This window comes from Arthrobacter sp. PM3 (assembly GCF_003352915.1).
GTDB lineage: Bacteria > Actinomycetota > Actinomycetes > Actinomycetales > Micrococcaceae > Arthrobacter.
Genome location: NZ_CP022314.1, coordinates 3,173,732 through 3,193,776, shown reverse-complemented (window position 1 = coordinate 3,193,776; position 20,045 = coordinate 3,173,732). Strand labels below are relative to the sequence as shown.

The 20,045-nt window shown below is 68.2% G+C and carries 17 protein-coding genes and 1 rRNA gene; 4 read left to right on the top strand and 14 right to left on the bottom strand.

The window, feature by feature from the left end; translation table 11 throughout:
• Positions 1-76 precede the first annotated feature (76 nt).
• The 4 genes from CFN17_RS14580 to CFN17_RS14565 all read left to right on the top strand — a co-directional run bounded on the left by CFN17_RS14580 (position 77) and on the right by CFN17_RS14565 (position 4,366).
• Positions 77-715, top strand: coding sequence for a GntR family transcriptional regulator (locus tag CFN17_RS14580; RefSeq protein WP_208748480.1), 639 nt, complete (start codon positions 77-79; stop codon positions 713-715).
• A 26-nt stretch (positions 716-741) separates the two neighbouring features.
• Positions 742-2,262, top strand: a complete 1,521-nt coding sequence (locus CFN17_RS14575) for an MmgE/PrpD family protein (protein WP_208748479.1) — start codon at positions 742-744, stop codon at positions 2,260-2,262.
• A complete protein-coding gene (gene prpB / locus CFN17_RS14570; protein ID WP_208748478.1) occupies positions 2,262-3,164 on the top strand; it encodes a methylisocitrate lyase in 903 nt (300 codons plus the stop codon). The genes CFN17_RS14575 and prpB overlap by 1 nt, the downstream gene beginning before the upstream one ends.
• A gap of 62 nt (positions 3,165-3,226) precedes the next feature.
• Positions 3,227-4,366 carry a bifunctional 2-methylcitrate synthase/citrate synthase gene (locus CFN17_RS14565; protein WP_208748477.1) on the top strand — a complete coding sequence of 380 codons (1,140 nt, stop codon included), beginning with the start codon at positions 3,227-3,229 and terminating at the stop codon, positions 4,364-4,366.
• 119 nt (positions 4,367-4,485) lie between these two features.
• On the opposite strand, the gene CFN17_RS14560 is transcribed toward CFN17_RS14565, so the two are convergent.
• The 14 genes from CFN17_RS14560 to rrf form a co-directional block, all read right to left on the bottom strand.
• The gene (locus tag CFN17_RS14560) at positions 4,486-5,937 is read right to left on the bottom strand and encodes a hypothetical protein (RefSeq protein ID WP_208748476.1); all 1,452 of its coding nucleotides are present in this window, start codon (positions 5,935-5,937) and stop codon (positions 4,486-4,488) included.
• 1 nt (position 5,938) lies between these two features.
• Positions 5,939-6,448, bottom strand: a complete 510-nt coding sequence (locus CFN17_RS14555) for an RNA polymerase sigma factor (protein WP_208748475.1) — start codon at positions 6,446-6,448, stop codon at positions 5,939-5,941.
• 67 nt (positions 6,449-6,515) lie between these two features.
• Complete coding sequence (locus CFN17_RS14550) at positions 6,516-7,004, bottom strand: 8-oxo-dGTP diphosphatase (RefSeq protein ID WP_208748474.1); 489 nt, start codon at positions 7,002-7,004, stop codon at positions 6,516-6,518.
• Between the two features lie 72 nt (positions 7,005-7,076).
• Entirely contained in the window at positions 7,077-8,762 is a 1,686-nt protein-coding gene (locus CFN17_RS14545) for an HNH endonuclease signature motif containing protein (RefSeq protein ID WP_208748473.1), read from the bottom strand.
• Between the two features lie 65 nt (positions 8,763-8,827).
• The gene (gene xerD / locus CFN17_RS14540; protein ID WP_208751514.1) at positions 8,828-9,868 is read right to left on the bottom strand and encodes a site-specific tyrosine recombinase XerD; all 1,041 of its coding nucleotides are present in this window, start codon (positions 9,866-9,868) and stop codon (positions 8,828-8,830) included.
• Between the two features lie 26 nt (positions 9,869-9,894).
• The gene (locus CFN17_RS14535; protein ID WP_208748472.1) at positions 9,895-10,557 is read right to left on the bottom strand and encodes an NUDIX hydrolase; all 663 of its coding nucleotides are present in this window, start codon (positions 10,555-10,557) and stop codon (positions 9,895-9,897) included.
• Positions 10,558-10,584: 27 nt separating this feature from the next.
• Positions 10,585-12,390 carry a CTP synthase gene (locus CFN17_RS14530; RefSeq protein ID WP_261792472.1) on the bottom strand — a complete coding sequence of 602 codons (1,806 nt, stop codon included), beginning with the start codon at positions 12,388-12,390 and terminating at the stop codon, positions 10,585-10,587.
• 67 nt (positions 12,391-12,457) lie between these two features.
• A complete protein-coding gene (gene recN, locus CFN17_RS14525; RefSeq protein WP_208748471.1) occupies positions 12,458-14,194 on the bottom strand; it encodes a DNA repair protein RecN in 1,737 nt (578 codons plus the stop codon).
• A 3-nt stretch (positions 14,195-14,197) separates the two neighbouring features.
• On the bottom strand, positions 14,198-15,235 hold the full coding sequence (locus tag CFN17_RS14520; protein ID WP_208748470.1) for an NAD kinase: 1,038 nt from the start codon (positions 15,233-15,235) through the stop codon (positions 14,198-14,200).
• Positions 15,236-15,257: 22 nt separating this feature from the next.
• On the bottom strand, positions 15,258-16,070 hold the full coding sequence (locus tag CFN17_RS14515; RefSeq protein WP_208748469.1) for a TlyA family RNA methyltransferase: 813 nt from the start codon (positions 16,068-16,070) through the stop codon (positions 15,258-15,260).
• On the bottom strand, positions 16,067-16,360 hold the full coding sequence (locus CFN17_RS14510) for a hypothetical protein (protein WP_208748468.1): 294 nt from the start codon (positions 16,358-16,360) through the stop codon (positions 16,067-16,069). The genes CFN17_RS14515 and CFN17_RS14510 overlap by 4 nt, the downstream gene beginning before the upstream one ends.
• A 9-nt stretch (positions 16,361-16,369) precedes the next feature.
• Entirely contained in the window at positions 16,370-17,359 is a 990-nt protein-coding gene (locus CFN17_RS14505) for an HAD-IIA family hydrolase (RefSeq protein WP_208748467.1), read from the bottom strand.
• Between the two features lie 4 nt (positions 17,360-17,363).
• Positions 17,364-19,229: a hypothetical protein gene (locus CFN17_RS14500; protein ID WP_208748466.1), complete on the bottom strand. Its 1,866-nt coding sequence runs from the start codon at positions 19,227-19,229 to the stop codon at positions 17,364-17,366.
• A 525-nt stretch (positions 19,230-19,754) separates the two neighbouring features.
• A 5S ribosomal RNA gene (rrf, locus tag CFN17_RS14495) occupies positions 19,755-19,871 on the bottom strand.
• Between the last annotated feature and the right edge of the window lie 174 nt (positions 19,872-20,045).

The window sequence follows — 20,045 nt, the reverse complement described above, 5'->3', positions numbered from 1 at the left end:
ATGCTGGGCAAAGTCCCACTGTGTGTATACACTGAATTTTGGCCACCCGTTCGGGGCCACCAGCGAAGGAGGCAGGATGCGCGCCAGCGACAAGGCTTATGCGGCACTGCGCGACGACATCATCGAATGGCGCCTCCTGCCCGGTACCGTGCTGGCGGAGGTGGAACAGTCGGAGCGCCTGGGCGTCTCGCGCACCCCGCTGCGGGAGGCACTGAGCCGGCTCACCGCCGAGGGACTGACGACGCCGGGCGGCCGCGGCGTCGTCGTCACCGACATCTCGCTCGAGGACATCGATGAACTGTTCGAACTGCGCGAAACCCTGGAAGGCAAAGCCGCGGCGCTGGCCGCCGAGCGCGGCGACCCCGGGACCTTCGAACAGCTCCGGAGCGAACTTCTCCGGGCCCCGGAACTCATCGGCGCCGGGGATCCCGGTCTCCACGAGTACTACGGGCTGGTGGCACGGCTGGACGCGGCGATCGATGCCGCGATTTCCAACGCCTACCTCGTCCAGGCCATGCGCAGCCTCCGCGTCCACCTGGTGCGCGTGCGGCGGCTGGCCGCCGACGACACCGCCCGGCTCACCGCTGCCGCCGCCGAACACGCCGCCATCGCCGAGGCGATCGCTGCCGGCAACCCGAGACTGGCCGAGGCCGCCACCACCATCCACCTGCACCGCAGCCTTTCCCACGTCAAAGCGACACATACATCCCACTAGGCACATACCTCAGTAGAAGGAGCACCATGGTCAAGGAACACCACGTCCGCGTTTACAAGAGCGAGGAAAACCTCCCCCGCGAGGACCAGCTGGCGTACAAGATCGCCCAGGTCGCCGCGGATCCGGTGGAGGTCACCGATGAGGTCACGGACATGGTGATCAACCGGATCATCGACAACGCCTCGGTGGCGATCGCCTCACTGAACCGGGCCCCGATCGTCGCCGCCCGCGCCCAGGCCCTCACCCACGGACCCAGCACCGGCGGCAAGGGTTCGAAGGTCTTCGGCATCGAGGAGCGCGTGGCCCCCGAGTGGGCGGCGTGGGCCAACGGCGTCGCGGTCCGTGAACTCGACTACCACGACACGTTCCTGGCCGCCGACTACTCCCACCCGGGCGACAACATCCCGCCGATCCTGGCCGTCGCCCAGCACGTGGGCTCCAGCGGACGGGACCTGATCCGCGGGATCGCCACCGGCTACGAGATCCAGGTCAACCTGGTCAAGGCCATCTGCCTGCACAAGCACAAGATCGACCACGTGGCCCACCTCGGCCCGTCGGCGGCCGCCGGCATCGGCACCCTGCTGGGCCTCGACGTCGAGACCATCTTCCAGTCCGTCGGCCAGGGCCTGCACACCACCACCGCGACCCGGCAGTCCCGCAAGGGCGAGATCTCCACCTGGAAGGCCCACGCCCCGGCGTTCGCCGGGAAGATGGCCGTCGAGGCCGCCGACCGTGCCATGCGCGGCCAGACCTCCCCCGTGCCGATCTACGAAGGCGAAGACGGCGTCATCGCCTGGATGCTGGACGGGCCGGAGGCCTCCTACATGGTCCCGCTGCCGGAGAAGGGTGAAGCGAAGCGGGCCATCCTGGACACCTACACCAAGGAGCACTCCGCCGAGTACCAGGCGCAGGCATGGATCGACCTCGCCCGCAAGCTGCACGGCGAGCACCCCGAGGTCACGGACCCGGCCAACGTCGAGTCCGTGCTGATCAAGACCAGCCACCACACGCACTACGTGATCGGCTCCGGCGCCAACGATCCGCAGAAGTACAGCCCCACGGCTTCACGGGAGACCCTGGACCACTCCATCCCCTACATCTTCACCGTCGCCCTGCAGGACGGCGCCTGGCACCACGTCGATTCCTACGCCCCCGAGCGCGCCGCCCGGCCGGACACCGTGGAACTGTGGCACAAGGTCACCACGGTGGAGGACCCGGAATGGACCCGCCGCTACCACTCGCTGGACATCGCCGAAAAGGCCTTCGGCGGCTCCGTGGTCATCACCCTCACGGACGGCACCGTCATCACCGATGAGATCGCCGTCGCCGACGCCCACCCGCTGGGAGCCCGGCCGTTCGCCCGCGAGCAGTACGTCAACAAGTTCCGCACCCTCGCCGCCGGCCTGGTCGCCGAGGACGAGATCGAACGCTTCCTCACCGCCGCCGCGCGGCTCCCCGAGCTTGCCGCCGGCGAGCTGGACCAGCTCAACATCCAGGCGGCCGACGGCGTGATCGACCTCGCAGCCGCACCGAAGGGACTCTTCTGATGCTGTACTCGAAGACCACACCGGAGCAGAAGCGGATCCGGTTCCGGGAGATCCTTGCCTCCGGCACGATCGCGCAGTTCCCGGGCGCGTTCAACCCGCTCTCTGCCCGGCTGATCGAGGAAAAGGGTTTCGCCGGCGTCTACATCTCCGGCGCCGTCCTGGCCAACGACCTCGGCCTGCCGGACATCGGGCTGACCACGCTGACCGAAGTCGCCACCCGGGCCGGGCAGATCGCCCGCATGACCGACCTGCCCTCGATCGTGGACGCCGACACAGGCTTCGGCGAACCGATGAACGTGGCACGGTCCGTTCAGGAACTCGAGAACGCCGGCCTGGCCGGCTGCCATATCGAGGACCAGTTCAACCCCAAGCGCTGCGGCCACCTCGACGGCAAGAACGTGGTGGACCTCGAGACCGCCACCAAGCGGATCCGCGCGGCGGCCGACGCCCGGCGGGACCCGAACTTCCTGATCATGGCCCGCACCGACATCCGGGCCACCGACGGCCTCAAGGCCGCCCAGGACCGGGCCAAGGCGCTCGTGGAGGCCGGTGCGGACGCGATCTTCCCGGAGGCAATGAAGGACCTGGGCGAGTTCCAGGCGATCCGCGACGCCGTCGACGTCCCCATTTTGGCCAACATGACCGAGTTCGGCCAGAGCGCCCTCTTCACGGTGGACGAACTCGCCGGCGTCGGGGTCAACATGGTCATTTATCCGGTGACCCTGCTCCGTAGTGCCATGGGGGCTGCGGAGCGTACTCTGGAATCGATTAAGGCCGACGGTACCCAGGAGGCACAGGTTGGGAGCATGCTGACCCGTGCGCGTTTGTACGATCTCGTTGACTACGAGGCCTACAACCGCTTCGATACCGGAGTTTTTAATTTCCAGATCCCAGGTCAGTAAGCCCCGCATGGAACCGCCGGCAGATGCCGGTATACAGGCGTTAGGAACGAAGGAGTTTCAGCATGGCTGAACAGGACATCAAAAAAGGCCTCGCCGGCGTCGTGGTGGACTACACCGCGGTCTCGAAGGTCAACCCGGAAACCAACTCACTACTGTACCGCGGCTACCCGGTGCAGGAGCTGGCCGCCAAGTGCAGCTTCGAGGAAGTGGCGTACCTGCTGTGGAACGGCGAGCTGCCCACCGCGGAGCAGCTGGCCGAGTTCAGCGCGCAGGAACGCGCCAGCCGGGCGCTGGATCCGGTGCTCAAGCAGGTCATCGACGCGCTGCCGCTCAGTTCCCACCCGATGGACGTCTGCCGCACGGCGGCCTCCGTCCTGGGGGCACGGCACCCGCTGGAGCAGGACTCCTCGCGGGAGGCCAACATGGCCAAAGCGATTGATCTTTTCGCGAAGATGCCGGCGATCGTGGCCTACGACCAGCGCCGCCGCCGCGGCCAGGAACTGGTGGAACCGCGCGATGACCTCGGTTACGACGCCAACTTCCTGTGGATGACATTTGGCGAGGAAGCCGCACCGGACGTCGTGGACGCCTTCAACGTCTCGATGATTCTCTACGCCGAGCACTCGTTCAACGCCTCCACGTTCACCGCCCGCGTCATCACCTCGACGCTGTCGGACCTGCACTCAGCCGTGACCGGGGCCATCGGGGCGCTCAAGGGCCCGCTGCACGGCGGCGCGAACGAGGCCGTCATGCACACCTTCGACGAGATCGGCATCCGGCCGGAGGAGTCCTTGGAGGAGGCTCACGTCCGGGCCCAGGCCTGGATGGAGGACGCCCTGGCCCACAGGAAGAAGATCATGGGCTTCGGCCACCGCGTCTACAAGCACGGCGACTCCCGGGTGCCCACCATGAAGGCTGCCCTGGACAAGATGATCGCGCACTACGGCCGCCCGGAGATGCTGGGGCTGTACAACGGGCTGGAAACGGCAATGGACGAGGCCAAGGGGATCAAACCGAACCTCGACTACCCCACCGGCCCCACGTACCACCTCATGGGCTTCGACACTGCGACCTTCACTCCCCTGTTCGTCGCCAGCCGGATCACGGGCTGGACGGCACACATCATGGAGCAGCTGGAGTCGAACTCCCTGATCCGCCCGCTGAGCGAGTACAACGGCGTGGAGGAACGGCACCTGCCGTAGTCCCCTGCCGCCTCTCCGTACGGTCTCTCCACAGAACGGACGACGCCGGGCCGGTCACCTTTCAGGTGGCCGGCCCGGCGTCGTTTTGCCGTCGTTTGGTGCAGAGCCGGGATGCCCGGTCAGGAACTGATCTTCAGGCTCCGGATCATCGTCTTCAATTTCAGGTATTCGGGCGTCTCCATGTATGCCCTGGCCTCCGTCATGCTGGCAAACACGGGCTCGTCGGCGCTCTTGCTGCTCCGATCCGCAAATGACAGGGAGCCGCGGGGGGCTCCGTTGACAACGGAATACATCAGGCAGCTGTTTGTCGGCTGACCACTGGATTTGTCCACCAGGCCCACCTGGTAGCTGAAGCCCTTGCCCACTGATGTCTGGTCGAGGACCCGGTAGGAGAAACGGACTCCGGCCTGTACGGCCCAGTCAGCGTCCAACGACGACGACGCTGTATCAAGTTCCGTCGCAGTGTACTTCTCCGGGCCGCAGCCGCCACCGAGCCCGGTCCCGTAGCCATAGTAGAGGTTGGCCACCTTCTTGTTGTCCTCGTTGAACACATCCACACCGGTTGCCGGGAATTCCGGCGTGCCTGCCGGCACTCCTTTCGCCGTCCATCCGGCGGGAAGTTCGAAACTGGCACTGCCGTCCAGGGTGACGAAGCGCGGGGCGGCCGCCGCTTTGACCGGGCGCAGGGCCAGTGAGATCAGCATCCGCTTGATGTCCTGGTATTCCTGCGTCTGCATGTAGGCCTTGGCCTCGGCGATAGTTATAAAGGTGTGGGCCGCGTCCTGGCCATCGGGTGTAAGCCAGAGGGCATCGCCGAAGTGCGTAAAAGGCGCGTTGTCCGGGCCCAGGATGCCGTTGTACAGCCCACACGTGGTGGTACCCGTGTCCAGGCCGAGATCTGTCAGCGCCATCGACCCATAAACTTTGTCACCCTGGACAATCCGGTAGACGAAGGCCGACGGGCCTCGAGGTGATTCCCTGAGCTTCGCGGCCTTCTGCGGGATATCGACAACGACCGAATCGAGGGTGGAGAAGGGTTTAGGATCCGGGCACGACGGTCCGCCCGCGCCCTCGTAGGCGAGGCTGAGCGTGGACATGGTCTTGCCGCCGGGATTCTTCACCTCGACAGTGTTGTAGGAGCCCCCGTCAATGGTCGCGGGTGTCTGGGACACGGTCCAGGCTGTCGGGAGTTCGAACGTGGCCTGACCCGTGGCGTCGGTGAAGGAGGTCCAGGGGGCAGCAGGTGCCGGCGTGGCCGTTGCCGAGGGCGTGGCTGTGGCACTTGCGGTCACGGTGCCGGTGTTGGCCGGCGCCGGGGCGGTGGTGAGTGCGCCCAAGTTCGTCGCCACGAGCACTCCCGCGGTGACGGCGGCCGCGGCGAGGGTCAGGACACCTGCCAGCCTGGCCCGCCGGTGCTTACGGTCCCTCAGGGAGACGACGTTGTGCGGCAGCTTGTCGCTGAATTCCCTCGGTTCGGTGAGCATCCGGCGCAGGGCTGCCTCGCCGTCGGGCACGGACGGATCGTTGTGCACGGGATCCGTCGCGGAAATCATGTTCTTGATCGGATCCATCTCAGGCCCCCATCTTCTGTGTCATCGTTGCGGCGCCGGACGGCATGTGCTTGCGAAAGGCCGCCCTGGCCCGGTGCAGCCGCACCTTGGCGGCGGACTCACTGCAGCCCAGCACACCGGCGATTTCGGCAATGCTCAGCTCATCCCAGTAGGCCAGTTGGAGGATGTCACGGTCCTTCTCGCGCAGCGCCGCCATGGCGTCCTGTACCGCCACGTTCTCGGAGTCATCGCCGAACCGCACCACGGCGGCGTTACGCAGCTTGTCCTGGAGCGCCTCCTGCCGGTCCCGGCTCCGGTACGCGTTCCCGATCAAATTGCGGGCCACCGTCAGAAGCCACGCAATGTCTGTCCGCGGTGCGTCGTCCCACTTCTGCCACACCACCCGGAAAACGTCCGCGGCGAGTTCCTCCGCCGACTCCGCTGATTCCACCCGCCGGCGTACAAACTTGTACACCCGCGGGTAGCTGTCTTTATGAATAGCGATAAACGCCAACTCGCGCTCCGAAAGCACGCATCCCCCAAATGAGAAGTTCCTGAACTGCTGGATACCTGTATTGTTTCCGGCCGCAGGGCAGGGGTTACACGCCCCGCAAAGAATATTCCGCGGACGCCACGGTCTCGTTGTCATCGTTGAGGGTGATAATCGCCTCGACGATGTTTTCCGACAGGGCCAACGGGAGCCAGTGTTCGGCGTCCTGCCACATGCGCTCCAGCGGCAGGGCGGCCACCCGGAACCATTCCGGGATGATCTCCTGGCTTTCCGCCGGCTCGCCGGACCAGCGGCGGGCGGTAAACAGGCTCGTGGACATGTTCCATTCCGGCCGGGCGGGAAAGACGAATTCGATCAGACCGGCAACCCGGAGATCGTGCTCTTCGACCACGATTCCGGATTCTTCGAAGACTTCGCGGCAGGCAGCCTCGGCGTGCGACTCCCCCGGTTCCACGTGGCCACCCAGCCCGACGATTTTTCCGACGCCGAACCCGGTCCTCTTCATGCCAAGCAAAACCTCGGCGCCGTTCTCCGCATCGCGGAGCAGGAAGCAGAGAGTTACGGGCGTGGCCTTCATGTGACCAACCCTATAGCTGCAGCGGGCTATCTCAGCCATGTCGCCGCGGCACACAGCCCGCCGGACTGGCATTCAGGCGCATTGCAGCGGAACGTACTCCGTGAGGGGGTCACCGACGGGCGGCCAGTCAAAGTCGTGAGGGTCGACTTGCGAGAACCGGTCCATGGTGAACTGGTGCCATTCGGGGAAGGGGTCCGGGGGCAGGGCGGCGTCGGGGTCCGGGCCGGGGTCCGGCGGCACGAAGTGCTCGGGCCAGCGGGGTGGTTCCCAGTCGGGGTATTCGCTGCGGTAGTGGCGTCCGGCCGGTGAGGTCCAGCCCGGCGGACTCTCACCGCTCGCGCCGCCGGGTGTCCAGGCGGAGTTGTGTTTGAGCCGGTGGTGTTTCGGGCAGGGCTGGGCCAGATTCGCCACCCCGGTGGTCCCGCCGTCGGCCCAGGCCAGCAGGTGATCGGCCTCGTTATCCAGCGACGGGTTATTACACCCCGGGAACGAACATCTGCCGTCGCGCAGCCGCAGCCACTGACGCATCGCCTTCGTGACCCGGTAACTGGTACGCCCGATTTCCAGCGGCGCCCCGTCGCGGGGGTCGACCAGGACCCGGTGGAACGAATTGGCGCCGTCGGCGACCAGCCGGCGGGCCATTGACGGCGGGACCGGCCCGTACCCGTCCAGCATGGCCGGTTCCTCCGTGGCCCCCAGCAAAGCCATCACCGGGACCGTGACCAGGACCTGCGCCCGCGGCGACGGAACACCCCCGCACCCGCCCACGCCGGCGACTCCCGCGTTTCCGGTGCCGGTGCCGGCGCCGCCTACGCCGCCGGCCCGGGTCATTCCATCGCCGCCAGTGTTGCCGGCGGGGACGGCGGCATCGCCGAGACTGGCGCCGTTACTGCCGGTGTTGGTCGTGAGGAGCCAGGTGGCGGTGACGTCGGCGCGGAGCTGGGCCAGGGTCCGGGACTCGCCCGGGCCCTGCAGCGCCCGGGCCGCGGCGGTGGTCCGTTCCCAGATCCCCGCCGCAGTATCGGCCGGGAGCCGGGCCGAGAGCCAGGCCATGCCGTCCCGGTCCGGGACAAACTCCACCCGCCGCTCCGCCACCCCCGTGGCGTGGCGGGCCTCGATGCTGTCCGGGTGGTGGCGTTCGCGCCAGGTGCGTGCCTTGGCCCGGAACCGGCCCGGGGCCAGCTCCCCGGCCGGGCACCCCCGCGCCGGATCCGGCGCGGCAGGGTCCAGGAAATGCGCCTCCAGCCCGGCCGCCCCCGCCCGGTCCAGGTTCGCCGCCTCATCGACCATGATCCGGGCATGCTGCCAGGACAGCTCCCCGGCCTGCAACGCCGCCAACGTCAACGGCAACGACCCCGTCAGCGCCAGGGCGTCCGACAGCAGCGCCGAGGCGGAGCGTTCGCTGACGGTCAGGACGCCCGCGACCTCCGCGAGCACCGCCATCTCCCGGGCCGTCGCTTCCTGCGGGGATGCCGCCGGGCCGGCCAGGTACCCGGCGGCCTGCACGTAGTCGGCGGCCAGGCGCACCTTCAACGCCGCCATCCCGGCCTCCAGCCGCGCCACTAACGCCAACCCGTCCAGGCACCCGTCCGCGAAATCCCGCAACGGATCAGTCCCGGGCTCAGCAGCACCGGCCGAATCGACATCCGCACCGGACGAAGCGGCCCCGCCGGCAAGGGCAGCCAGCGCGGCAACAGACGCGGCGACGGCCGCCAAGGCCTCCCCGCTCTCCCTGCTCCACGCCGCTCTGCCTTCCATACCCACAGTCTCGCAAGGGGGTCTGACATTTTTGACGCCACCGGCAAGAACCGCGCCGGCCCCGCTCAGCCCAGGGCGCGGGGGTGTGCGGCGGCGTAGATTTCCCGCAGGGTGTCGGCTGTCACCTGGGTGTACACCTGAGTGGTGGTGACGGAAGCATGCCCGAGGAGTTCCTGGACCACGCGGACGTCGGCACCGCCCTCGAGCAGGTGGGTGGCGAAGGAGTGCCGCAGGGTGTGCGGCGAGACGGCCTTGGTGATGTTGGCTTTCTCGGCCGCCGACTTCAGGATGGTCCAGGCGCTTTGCCGGCTGATCCTCCCGCCGCGGGCGTTCAGGAACAGGGCAGGGGTGCCCTTGCCTTTCGCAGCCAACAGGGGACGTCCGCGGACCAGGTAGGCGTCGAGGGCGCGCGCCCCGTAGGACCCCAGCGGGACGAGGCGTTCCTTGGAGCCCTTGCCGAACAGCCTGACGATTGCGGGCCCGTCACCGCCGCCCGCCGCCGAAGCCGACTGGCCGGCGGCGAGTTGGGAGATGTCGTCGACGTCCAGGCCCACGGCCTCGCTGATGCGGGCGCCGGTGGAATAGAGGAACTCGAGCATGGCACGGTCCCGCAGGCCGGTGGCCGTATCCGTGCCGGCCGCCTCAAGAATCCTGGTGACCTCGTCGACGCTGATGGCCTTGGGGAGCCGTTTGCCGGGCATCGGCGGGTGGACGTCACTGGCGGGGTCGGTGGGTGTGAGGCCCTCAAGGGCCCAGAACTTGTGCAGGCCACGCACGGCGACAACGGTGCGTGCCGCGGACCGGACGCCGAGGGGACTTCCGCCGTCGGAGCCGTCCGAAAGCGCCTGGACGAATCCGGTGACGTCGTGCCGTGTGACGTCCTCCGGGCGCTGGCGGCAGGAGCCGCCGAGGTAGGCCGCGTACCGGGCAAGGTCACGCCGGTACGCGGCGAGGGTGTTTGCCGCCAGGCCGCGTTCCACCCCCATGTGCTGGAGGTAGTCGGTGATGGCGCGGTCAATCGCCGACTGCGGACGAGCCTGCGGGGCCGGGGCGGCGGCGTCCGCCGGCTGCGGGGCGGCGGGCTCCGGCTGCGGGACGGCAGCCATCGCATCGGCAGTCAGCGCGTCCGTCATTAGCGCTGGCTGGGATGGGCGGGCCAGGGGGCATCGGCCGGACGGAGGTGTTCGAAGTTGTCGGCGCGGGCTGCGGCTGCGGCCAAGATGCCGACGACGGCGGACGGGTTGTGCAGGCGGCCGTCCAGAACTGCCTCCACCGCGGCGTCCAGCGGGGTCCAGTGGAGTTCGATCTCGGCTTCCTCGTCGGTGCGGACGTGCCGTTCGTGACCCGGCACCTCACTGAGGCCACGGGCGAGATAGATCCGGATGGCTTCGCTGGAGGACCCGGGCGAATTGAAGAAGTCCGCCAGCACGTTCCAGCGCTCCGCCACGAGGTCCGCTTCCTCGGCGAGTTCGCGCGCGGCCCCGGTCACGAAGTCCTCCCCTTCGACGTCGAGCAGTCCGGCGGGAATCTCCCACAGGTCCATGCCGACGGGGTGCCGGTACTGCCGCAGCAGCAGGACGTCGCCGGCGTCGTTCATGGGGAGAACGGCGACCGCACCTGGGTGGTCGATGTAGTCACGGACCAGGGTGTCGCCGTCGTCGTTGAGCTGGAAGCTGTCGCTGACAACGTCCCAGATCCTGCCTTCGTACACTTTGCGCGAAGACAAAAGACGGCGCGGGCTCGGCTCATCCGAAACCTGCCGTGCAGCATTGGGGGTCTCAGACTTACCGGGCATCGCGCCGTCCTTTGATTCAGTTGGTAATTACTTCGACACTGCTGCCGACGAGGGCTTGGGGGCAGCAGCCGGGTCTTCGACTTTCACACTGGCCTTGGCAGTGGTGCCGGCCGCTGCAGCGGGCACGGCGTCGCCGTCCTGCTGGTGTGCCAGGGCAGCCTTGATCAGGCCCGCGAAGAGCGGGTGCGGGCGCGTGGGGCGCGAGCTTAGCTCGGGGTGCGCCTGCGTGGCAACGTAGTACGGGTGGACGTCGCGCGGAAGTTCCACGAATTCGACCAGCTTGCCGTCGGGCGAGGTACCGGAGAAGGACAGGCCCTTGGCGGCGATCTGGTCGCGGTACTTGTTGTTGACCTCGTAGCGGTGCCGGTGCCGCTCGCTGACCTTGGTGGCGCCGTAGGTCTCGGCGACGACGGAGCCTTCGTCGAGCTTGGCCTCGTACAGGCCCAGGCGCATGGTGCCGCCGAGGTCGCCTTTGCCCTCGACGATGTCCAGCTGCTCTTCCATCGTGGCGATGACCGGGTACTTGGAGTCCGGCTCGAACTCGGACGAGGACGCCCCCTCGAGGCCGACCACGTTGCGGGCGTACTCGATCACCATGCACTGCAGGCCCAGGCACAGGCCCAGGACCGGGAGCTTGGTTTCACGGGCGTACTTCAGGGCGCCCAGCTTGCCCTCGAGGCCGCGGATGCCGAAGCCGCCCGGGACGCAGATGGCGTCGACGCCGGCCAGGGACTGCACGGCGCCTTCGCGGGTTTCGCACTCGTCCGAGGGGACCCAGCGGATCTTGACCTTGGTGTCGTTGGCGAAGCCGCCGGCGCGCAAGGCCTCCGTGACGGACAGGTAGGCGTCCGGCAGGTCGATGTACTTGCCGACCAGCGCGATCTCAACTTCGTGCTTCGGGTTGTGGACGGCGTCGAGCAGCTTGTCCCAGCTGGTCCAGTCCACGTCCTTGAACGGCAGGTCCAGGGCACGGACGATGTACGAATCCAGTCCCTGGGAATGCAGGGTCTTGGGGATGTCGTAGATGCTCGGAGCGTCCGGGCAGCCGATGACGGCGTCGATGTCGACGTCGCACATGCGGCCGATCTTCTCGCGCATGGCCTGGGGCACGTCGCGGTCCGAACGGATCACGATCGCCTCGGGCTGGATGCCGATGGAGCGCAGCGCGGCAACGGAGTGCTGCGTCGGCTTGGTCTTCAGCTCCTGCGACGGGCCGATGTAGGGCACGAGGGAGACGTGGAGGAAGAACACGTTGTTGCGGCCGATGTCCTGGCGGACCTGGCGGGCGGATTCGAGGAACGGCTGGGACTCAATGTCACCCACGGTTCCGCCGATTTCGGTGATGATGACATCGGGAGCGTTCTTGCCCTCGGAGGGAAGCCGCATGCGCCGCTTGATCTCATCGGTGATGTGCGGGATGACCTGAACGGTGTCGCCGAGGTATTCGCCGCGGCGCTCCTTGGCGATGACGGTCGAGTAAACCTGGCCGGTTGTGACGTTGGCTGAGCCTTCGAGGTTTTCATCGAGGAAGCGTTCGTAGTGGCCGATGTCCAGGTCCGTCTCAGCGCCGTCGTCAGTGACGAAGACCTCGCCGTGCTGGAAGGGGTTCATCGTGCCCGGATCCACGTTCAGATAGGGATCGAGCTTTTGCATAGTTACAGACAGACCGCGGGCCCGCAGGAGATGGCCGAGGCTCGAAGCCGTCAGTCCCTTCCCGAGCGAGGACGCTACACCACCGGTGACGAAGATGTGTTTGGTCGTCTTGGACGAGCCCGGGAACCGGGAATTTACACGAGAGTTTGATCGCTGCACCACGGGATTTGAGCTTATCATCAATTCGGCCTTCCACGGGTTCTTCGGGCTCATCCCGATGTGATTGTTGTCCTACCGGCGGACGGTTTCAGGACTGCGGCAGGAGCTTGGCGTCGTCCAGCAGCTCCTGGGCGTGCGCCCTGGCGGATTCCGAGTCCTCCTGGCCCGCCAGCATGCGGGCCAGTTCGCGGACCCGCTCGGCTTCGTCCAGCAGTTGGACGTCGCTGGAGGTGAAGCCGGTTGCGGTGTCACCGTCGGCGCCACGCACGGAGGTCTTGATGACCCGGATGTGCTGGTCCGCGAAGGCGGCGACCTGCGGCAGGTGGGTCACCACCAGGACCTGGACGTGCCTGGCCAGCATCGCCAGCCGGCGCCCGATCTCCACGGCGGCGCGGCCGCCCACGCCGGCGTCGACCTCGTCGAACACAAACGTCGGGACGGGATCGACGGCGGCGAGCACCACCTCGATGGCGAGCATCACGCGCGAGAGTTCACCGCCCGAGGCGCCCTTGCCGAGCGGCCGGGCCGGGGCGCCGGAGTGCGGCTGGAGCAGGAACGAAATGTCGTCGGCCCCGAAGGGCCCCAACTGTCCGGCGGCATCGACGTTGATGACGAGGGTGGCGTCGGCCATGGCGAGGGCTGTCAGCTCGGCGCTGACCCGGGCCGAGAGGTCCTTGGCGGCCTTCTTGCGGGCTTTGCTGATGGCGGCCGCCTGCTTCCGGAGCTCGGCTTCCGCCTGTGCGACCTCGGCATCCAGCGCCTCAATCCGGGTGGAGTCGTCCTGCAGCTCCTCATAGCGTGCCCGGGCTTCCTCGGCCCAGACCAGGACTTCGTCGATGCTTGGTGCGTACTTGCGGACCAGCTTGGCCAGCACCGCCCGGCGGTCCTCGATCTCGGCGAGCCGTTCGGGGCCCTCGGTGTCCAGGGCGGCCTGGTAGCTGGCAAGTTCCGCGGCGATGTCGTTGAGCAGGAAGCCGACCTCCGCCAGGCGGGCCGCCGCCGCTCCAAGGGCCTCGTCGTGTTCGGCTACGTGCTCGAGGGTGCGCTTGGCTGCGTCCACCAGGGTGGTGGCGTCTGCTTCCTCACCGAAGTCCTCGGCGATGAGTGCCTGGTGGGCCGTACTGGCGGCGATCCGCAGCTCCTCCACGTTGGCGAGCTTCACGGCCTCGGCCTTGAGGGCGTCGTCCTCCCCCGGCTGCGGGTCGACGCCGTCGATCTCGGCCAGGGCGGCCTGCAGCGACTCCGCCTCCCGGAGCCGTTCGCGGGCCGCGCTGCGCAGGGCATCGAGTTCGGCCTGGTTGGCGTGCCAGCGGGCATACAGGTCCTGATACCCGGTCAGGGTCCCCGCGAGGCTCTCCCCCGCAAACTTGTCCAGGGCGCCGCGCTGCGCCACCGGGCTCTTGAGCCGGATCTGGTCCGACTGACCGTGGACCACCACCAAGGTCTCGCCGATCTCAGCGAGCACGCCCACCGGGGCGGCGCGACCGCCCAGGTAGGCCCGGCTGCGGCCGTCCGCACCGACGCTGCGGGCAATCAGCAGCTCCGCACCGGCGTCGAACTCCTCAACCTCCGCTCCGGCCTCACGTGCCCGTTCGACGGCGGCGTGCCCGGCGTCGAGCTTCAGCACGGCCTCCGCGGAGGCGCTTTTCGCTCCACTGCGGACGGCGCCGGCGTCGGACCTGGCGCCGAGGAGCAGCCCGACGGCGGTGACCACCATGGTCTTGCCGGCGCCGGTTTCACCGGTGACGACGCTCAGGCCCGGGCCCAGGGGCAGGGTTGCGTCGGTGATGACTCCGAGGTCTCGGATTCTGAGTTCTTCAAGCATGGTTCACTTCCCGGTTGGGGGATTTGGCGAAGGATCGGGGGCGTCGCCGGGTCCTGCGTGGCGCGGCGACGGCAACGGGGGCATGGGGCGGGGCGTGCGGATGATTGGCAGGGGCCCGGTGTGGATGACCCCGGACTGCGGCACGGGTCCGCGCCAGCCCTGGATGGGCAGTTCGAACTTCCGGACCAGCCGGCCGGAGAAGGGGGTCTGGTGCGTCCGGGCCAGGCGCACGGGCGTGGCGGAGCGGGTCACCTCGACGCGGGCACCGGGCGGCAGGTCCACGGACCTCCGCCCGTCGCACCACAGGACGCCCTGGGCATCGGTCCGGTTGAGGATTTCGACCGCGAGGCGGGACCGGGGCGAAACCACGAGCGGTTTGGCGAACAGGGCATGGGCGCTGATCGGCACGATCAGCAGGGCCTCGACCTCGGGCCACACCACCGGTCCGCCGGCGGAGAAGGCGTAGGCCGTGGAGCCGGTCGGGGTGGCCAGCACCACGCCGTCGCAACCGAAGGACGTCAGCGGGCGTTCGTCGACTTCCGTGACGACCTCGAGCATCCGCTCCCGGTTGCCCTTTTCGATGGCGGCCTCGTTCAAGGCCCAGGTGTGCCAGATCTTCTGCCCGCGGACCCAGACCTGGACGTCGATCGTCATGCGCTCCTCGACCGTGTATTCGCGGCTGGCGATCCATTCGACCGTCTGGGTGAGGTCAGCCCGCTCGCTCTCGGCGAGGAAGCCCACATGGCCCAGGTTCACGCCCAGCAGCGGGACGTCGACTTCGCGGACGAGTTCCGCGGCGCGGAGGATGGTGCCGTCGCCGCCGAGCACCATGACGAGTTCGACGTCGGGCAGCTTCACGTGGTCGTGGAGTACTTCGACCGGGTGGTCCAGCCGGCCGAAGAAGCGCACCATGTCGCCGAGTTCGGTTTTCTGCATCACAGGCGTAAGCCCGGACTCGTGCAGCTGGGCGCACGCTTCCCAGGCAGCCTTGAGGGATTCCTCCCGCCCGGTGTGGGCAAGGATGAGGACACGCCTGCTCATCAGGTTCCGCCTTCTGGTGGTGCTAGTGGTTCGGCCAGATTGTTCCGAGCAACGCAGCCACGGCTGCGTCCCGCTCCTCGATCTTAGGCGGGACTTGCGACAACGCGCGTCTCATCCACAGGAAGTACTCCACATTGCCGTCCTGGCCGGGCAGCGGGCTTTGCGCCAATCCCCTCAGGTCCAGGCCCGCATCCACCGCGGCGGCGGCCACCTTGCCCACGGCCAGACGGCGTTCCCGCTCCGAGGTGACCACGCCGGTCCGGCCCAGCCGCTCCTTGCCGATCTCGAACTGCGGCTTGACCATCAGGACGAGGTCCCCGCCGGGTTCGGTGCAGGCCGCCAGCGGCGCCATGACCAGGGTCAGCGAGATGAAGGACAAGTCCGCGACGGTCAGCGCTGCCGGGCCGCCGATCTCTTCGGCTGTCATGTAGCGGACGTTGAGGCCCTCGTGGACGGAGACCCGTGCGTCGTTGCGGATCTCCGGCACGAGCTGGCCGTGCCCGACGTCGACAGCCACCACGTGGCTCGCGCCGCGCCGGAGCAGGACGTCCGTGAACCCGCCCGTGGAGGCACCGGCGTCGAGGCACCGTTTCCCGGGGACGACGACGGCGGGGAAGGCATCCAGGGCGCCGGCGAGTTTGTGCCCCGCGCGGCTGACGTAGCCGTCCTCGGCGGAGGCGGCAACGTCCAGCACGGCTTCCTCCCCTATCTGGAGGGATGCCTTGGCGAGGACTTCGCCGTCGGAGCTCACTTTGCCTTCGGCGATCAGGCGGGCGGCGTGGGTCCGGGACCTCGCGAGCCCCCGGCTGACGAGGGCCTGGTCAAGGCGGCTCACTGTCCACCCTCCCGCGCAGCGTCCCCGCTGCCGTTCCCGGCAGCGTGGATACGGCGTGCCGCGCCCGCAGGGGACGCCACGTCCTCATTGAGGGCCTCCAGCAGCGCGTCATGGATTTCCGCGTAGACGTCGCCGTGCCCGGCCACCGGTGTCAGCCGCACGTCGTCGAGGCGGTCGAGGACCGCGCTGATGGCGGGGTCTTCGATGTGCGCCTGTTGTGGCAGCTGGTCAAACGCCGGGCTGGGCTGGTGGTCGTGCTCCTGGGCTGGCTCCCGGTTTGGCTCGGTCATGGGTCCAGTCTAGTGATCGAGCCATTCGAGGACCGGCGCCAGTGCGCTGGTTGTCCCGGGGTTCGCGGCCCACCAGGCCGAGCACGCGGCACGCCAGGAATCCAGATCCGCGGGGTCCCCGCTGATGTGGACGGACTCTCCCCGAACGATTGCCGAAGCCGTGCCGCTGCGGAACCTCCCGGCGTCGTGCTCCACCGCGGGGTACGGGGCGTACAGGTCCGTCAGGTCATTGATCAGGTAGTCGGGGCGCTCCACGGAACGGGCGGCCAGGATTGATTCCCTGGTGTCCACGCCGGTCAGGACGGCCACCGTGGCGAACCCGGCGTTGTTGCCGCCCAGGATGTCGGTGTCCAGGCGGTCGCCGACGACGAGCGGCCGGTCCGCCGCCAGGCGCTTCGCGGCGGTATGGAACAAAGGCGCCTCCGGCTTGCCGGCCACCAGCGGGGTCTGCCCGGTCGCGGCCGCAACAGCTGCCACGAGGGTCCCGTTGCCCGGGGCGATTCCGCGGGCCTGGGGAATGGACATGTCCGTGTTGGTCGCCACCCAGAGGGCACCGCCGGCGACGACGTACGCCGCCTCGGCGAGGTCCTTCCACCCGATCTCGGGGCTGAAGCCCTGGACGACGGCGACCGGATTGTCCGCCGCGCTCCGGACGGGAACCAGGCCGACCAGCTCAATTTCCTGAGCCAGCGCGGCGCTGCCCGTGATGAGCACGTGCGCTCCGGCCGGCACCAGTGTGGCCAGCAGCGCCGCTGCGGCCTGAGAGGAGCTCACCACCTGGTGGTCCTCGGCGGGGGCGCCGAGTTCGCGCAGGTGTTGCGCCACCTGCGCGGGAGAGCGGGAGGCATTGTTGGTCACGTAGCCCAGTCCGACGCCGACGCCGGCGAGCCGGCGCAGCGACTCCACGGCGCCAGGGATGGCGTGGGGTCCGGCATAGACCACCCCGTCGAGGTCGGACAGGAGGGCGTCGAAGGTGGAAATCAGTGCGGGTGCGGTCACGAGGCTAGTCCTCCACGCGCTCACGCGCGGCGGCGCCGGAGTTGTCGGCGCTGTCGTGATCGGACTCAAAGCCGGATTCGCTGGCGGTCTCACCGTCGGCGTCATCCAGGACGTCCGCTTCCACGGAATCCTCGTCAGACTCGGCGTCGTCGGACTCGAAGAAGTCGGACTCGGCGTCGTCGGAGCCCTCGTCGATCCCGCTCTGGACGATTCCTGCTGCGGTTCCGGTGACTTCTTCCGCGGCCGCGGCACTTGCAACCCGCGGGGCACGCTCGTCGGTCCCGGCATGCGCGCCGGCGGCTTCCTGTGCGCGGAGCCGGTTTTGGCGTTCTTCCTCGCGGGCTTCTTCCTCGTCCCAGCCGAGGTCGATGATGTCAGGCTCCTCGTCTGCTCCCAGGCCCAGGGCGTCCTCTGCCACGACGGCCTGCTGCTGCCACTTCCCGGCCTCGGCAGCGCGGCCTGCTGCCGTGAGGGCCTCGGCGTAGGCCCGGAACAAGCGGGGGCTGTAGGAGAACGCCCGGTTGATGTCCAGTTGCGGAATCTCAAGTTCGGAAACGGCAGCCTCAAGCTGACCGAGGTCGGTGCGGGCACCGGCGGCGACAATGGCCAGTTCCACCTTGCCCGGGGCGTCGAGGTCCTTGGCCTCTTCGGACCGCGCCATGTCGAGGGCGCGGTCCGGGCGGCCAAGGCCACGCTCGCAGTCCGCCATGACCGGCAGGTGCATGTTGGAGCCGCTGATACGGCGGTACGTCCGGAATTCGCGAAGCGCCTCGCCGTAGTGGCCGGCCGCGTAGGCGGTCAGGCCGACGGCTTCACGGACGGCAGCGAGGCGTCCGCCGCGCCGGCTGGCGGCCAGGGCATGCTGGAAAGCAACCTCCGGCTCTTCGTCCAGGAGGCGTCCGGCCATGACAAGGTGGCGTGCCACCCATTCGGCGTTGTTGCCTTCGAGCGTCTTGATTTGGTGTTGCGTGGCGCGGTCCAACTCCTTGCCCGTCACGTCCTCGTCGATCTGGGGGGAACGCTCGCGGTCGGGACGGTTGGCGCTGCGCAGGTCCCGGGCGTTCGGCACGCGCGCGGGACGGTCCTCGGCGCGGTCGCGGCCGAACTGGCGCGGGCCGGAGTCGCTGCGGTCGTAGCTGCGTGCCGGCCGGTCCTCACGGCTGCCGAACGGCTTGCGGTTGTCGCCGCCGCCGTAAGGCTTGCGGTCACGGTCACCGCTGCCGTAGCTGCGCTGGCCGCCGCCTTCGCGCGGACCACGATCACCATAAGGCTTACGGTCATCNCGGGCNCCATACGGCTTACGGTCACGGTCATTGCGGTCNCCGTACGGCTTACGGTCGTCGCTGCCGTAGCCGCGCTGGCCGCCGCCTTCGCGCGGACCACGATCACCATAAGGCTTACGGTCGTCCCGGGCACCATACGGCTTACGGTCACGGTCATTGCGGTCACCGTACGGCTTACGGTCGTCGCTGCCGTAGCCGCGCTGGCCGCCGCCTTCGCGCGGACCACGATCCCCATAAGGCTTACGGTCATCCCTGGCCCCATAAGGCTTCCGGTCGCCGGCGCCTGCCCCGCCACCGTAACTGCGGCCCGCTCCGCCCTCGCGCGGACCACGGTCGCCGTAAGACTTGCGGTCACCGTAGGTCTTACGGTCATCGCCGCCACCGTAAGGTTTACGATCACGGTCACCGCCACCGTCACGGGCAGAGCGATCGCCATAGGGCTTATGATCGCGGTCGTCCCTGGCCCGATACCCGCGAGGATCTCCGCCCGAGTTGTTCGTGCCGCGGTACGGGCCCCCGCCGGAATTGCGTCCGCCAGAGTTGTGGCGGGAGTTGCCGCCGCGGTTGCCGTCGTTGTGCTCAGCCATGCTGGAGTCCTCCTGTTGCGAGCTGACCACTGGCGCAATCGCAGCCGCTCTATTCCGTGTTTCGTTCCCTACGCAACCCGAAATCAAGCGCTTCGAAGTCCGTACATCTCCCTCAATTCTAGGCGAGCGGCCGGCCACCGGCTAACGACGGGGCATCCATCCGGCCCCGCGGTGGCAAGACTCACAACCCGACCCTCCCTCACGTTTCGCAGTCACGGCTGTGGCGCTCCCTCAGGTTCGGCGGTCCTGAGGGTGCCCCTCCCTCAGATGTCGTACCCGGGGTTGCGGGTCGTGAGGGAGGGTCCGGGGGGGTGCGGGTGGTGAGGGAAGATCCGGCCCGGGGGTGCGGGTGGTGAGGGAGGGTCCGGGTGGGGGGTGCGGGTGGTGAGGGAGGGTCCGGGTGGGGGTGCGGGTGGTGAGGGAGGGTGTGAATGGGTGGTGAGGGAGGGTGTGAATGGGTGGTGGGGGTGGTTAAATGCGGGAGGACCCCAACCTGGTGGTTGGGGTCCTCGACCTGAAATGATGTTCCGGCGGTGACCTACTCTCCCACACCCTCCCGGGTGCAGTACCATCGGCGCTGTGGGTCTTAGCTTCCGGGTTCGGAATGGGACCGGGCGTTTCCCCCACGCTATGACCGCCGTAACCCTGTGTCCGCCACCGGCCCGGCCCTTTGTGGGGGCGGGGGTGGGGAAAACTTTGTGGTTACAACACGCTGCACCTGTAGTTATAGCTGGTGGTGCAGTTGTGGTGTTATTCAGTTGTTGGTTCTCAAGCAACGGGTTTGTTGGTTGGGAACCACATAGTGGACGCAAGCAG

Excerpts from the sequence above, each read along its gene's own strand:
- CFN17_RS14580 (WP_208748480.1), top strand. The coding sequence starts at position 77 with ATGCGCGCCAGCGACAAGGCTTATGCGGCACTGCGCGACGACATCATC.
- CFN17_RS14575 (WP_208748479.1), top strand. The coding sequence starts at position 742 with ATGGTCAAGGAACACCACGTCCGCGTTTACAAGAGCGAGGAAAACCTC.
- prpB (WP_208748478.1), top strand. The coding sequence starts at position 2,262 with ATGCTGTACTCGAAGACCACACCGGAGCAGAAGCGGATCCGGTTCCGG.
- CFN17_RS14565 (WP_208748477.1), top strand. The coding sequence starts at position 3,227 with ATGGCTGAACAGGACATCAAAAAAGGCCTCGCCGGCGTCGTGGTGGAC.
- CFN17_RS14560 (WP_208748476.1), bottom strand. The coding sequence starts at position 5,937 with ATGGATCCGATCAAGAACATGATTTCCGCGACGGATCCCGTGCACAAC.
- CFN17_RS14550 (WP_208748474.1), bottom strand. The coding sequence starts at position 7,004 with ATGAAGGCCACGCCCGTAACTCTCTGCTTCCTGCTCCGCGATGCGGAG.
- CFN17_RS14545 (WP_208748473.1), bottom strand. The coding sequence starts at position 8,762 with ATGGAAGGCAGAGCGGCGTGGAGCAGGGAGAGCGGGGAGGCCTTGGCG.
- xerD (WP_208751514.1), bottom strand. The coding sequence starts at position 9,868 with ATGGCTGCCGTCCCGCAGCCGGAGCCCGCCGCCCCGCAGCCGGCGGAC.
- CFN17_RS14535 (WP_208748472.1), bottom strand. The coding sequence starts at position 10,557 with ATGCCCGGTAAGTCTGAGACCCCCAATGCTGCACGGCAGGTTTCGGAT.
- CFN17_RS14530 (WP_261792472.1), bottom strand. The coding sequence starts at position 12,390 with ATGATAAGCTCAAATCCCGTGGTGCAGCGATCAAACTCTCGTGTAAAT.
- recN (WP_208748471.1), bottom strand. The coding sequence starts at position 14,194 with ATGCTTGAAGAACTCAGAATCCGAGACCTCGGAGTCATCACCGACGCA.
- CFN17_RS14520 (WP_208748470.1), bottom strand. The coding sequence starts at position 15,235 with ATGAGCAGGCGTGTCCTCATCCTTGCCCACACCGGGCGGGAGGAATCC.
- CFN17_RS14510 (WP_208748468.1), bottom strand. The coding sequence starts at position 16,360 with ATGACCGAGCCAAACCGGGAGCCAGCCCAGGAGCACGACCACCAGCCC.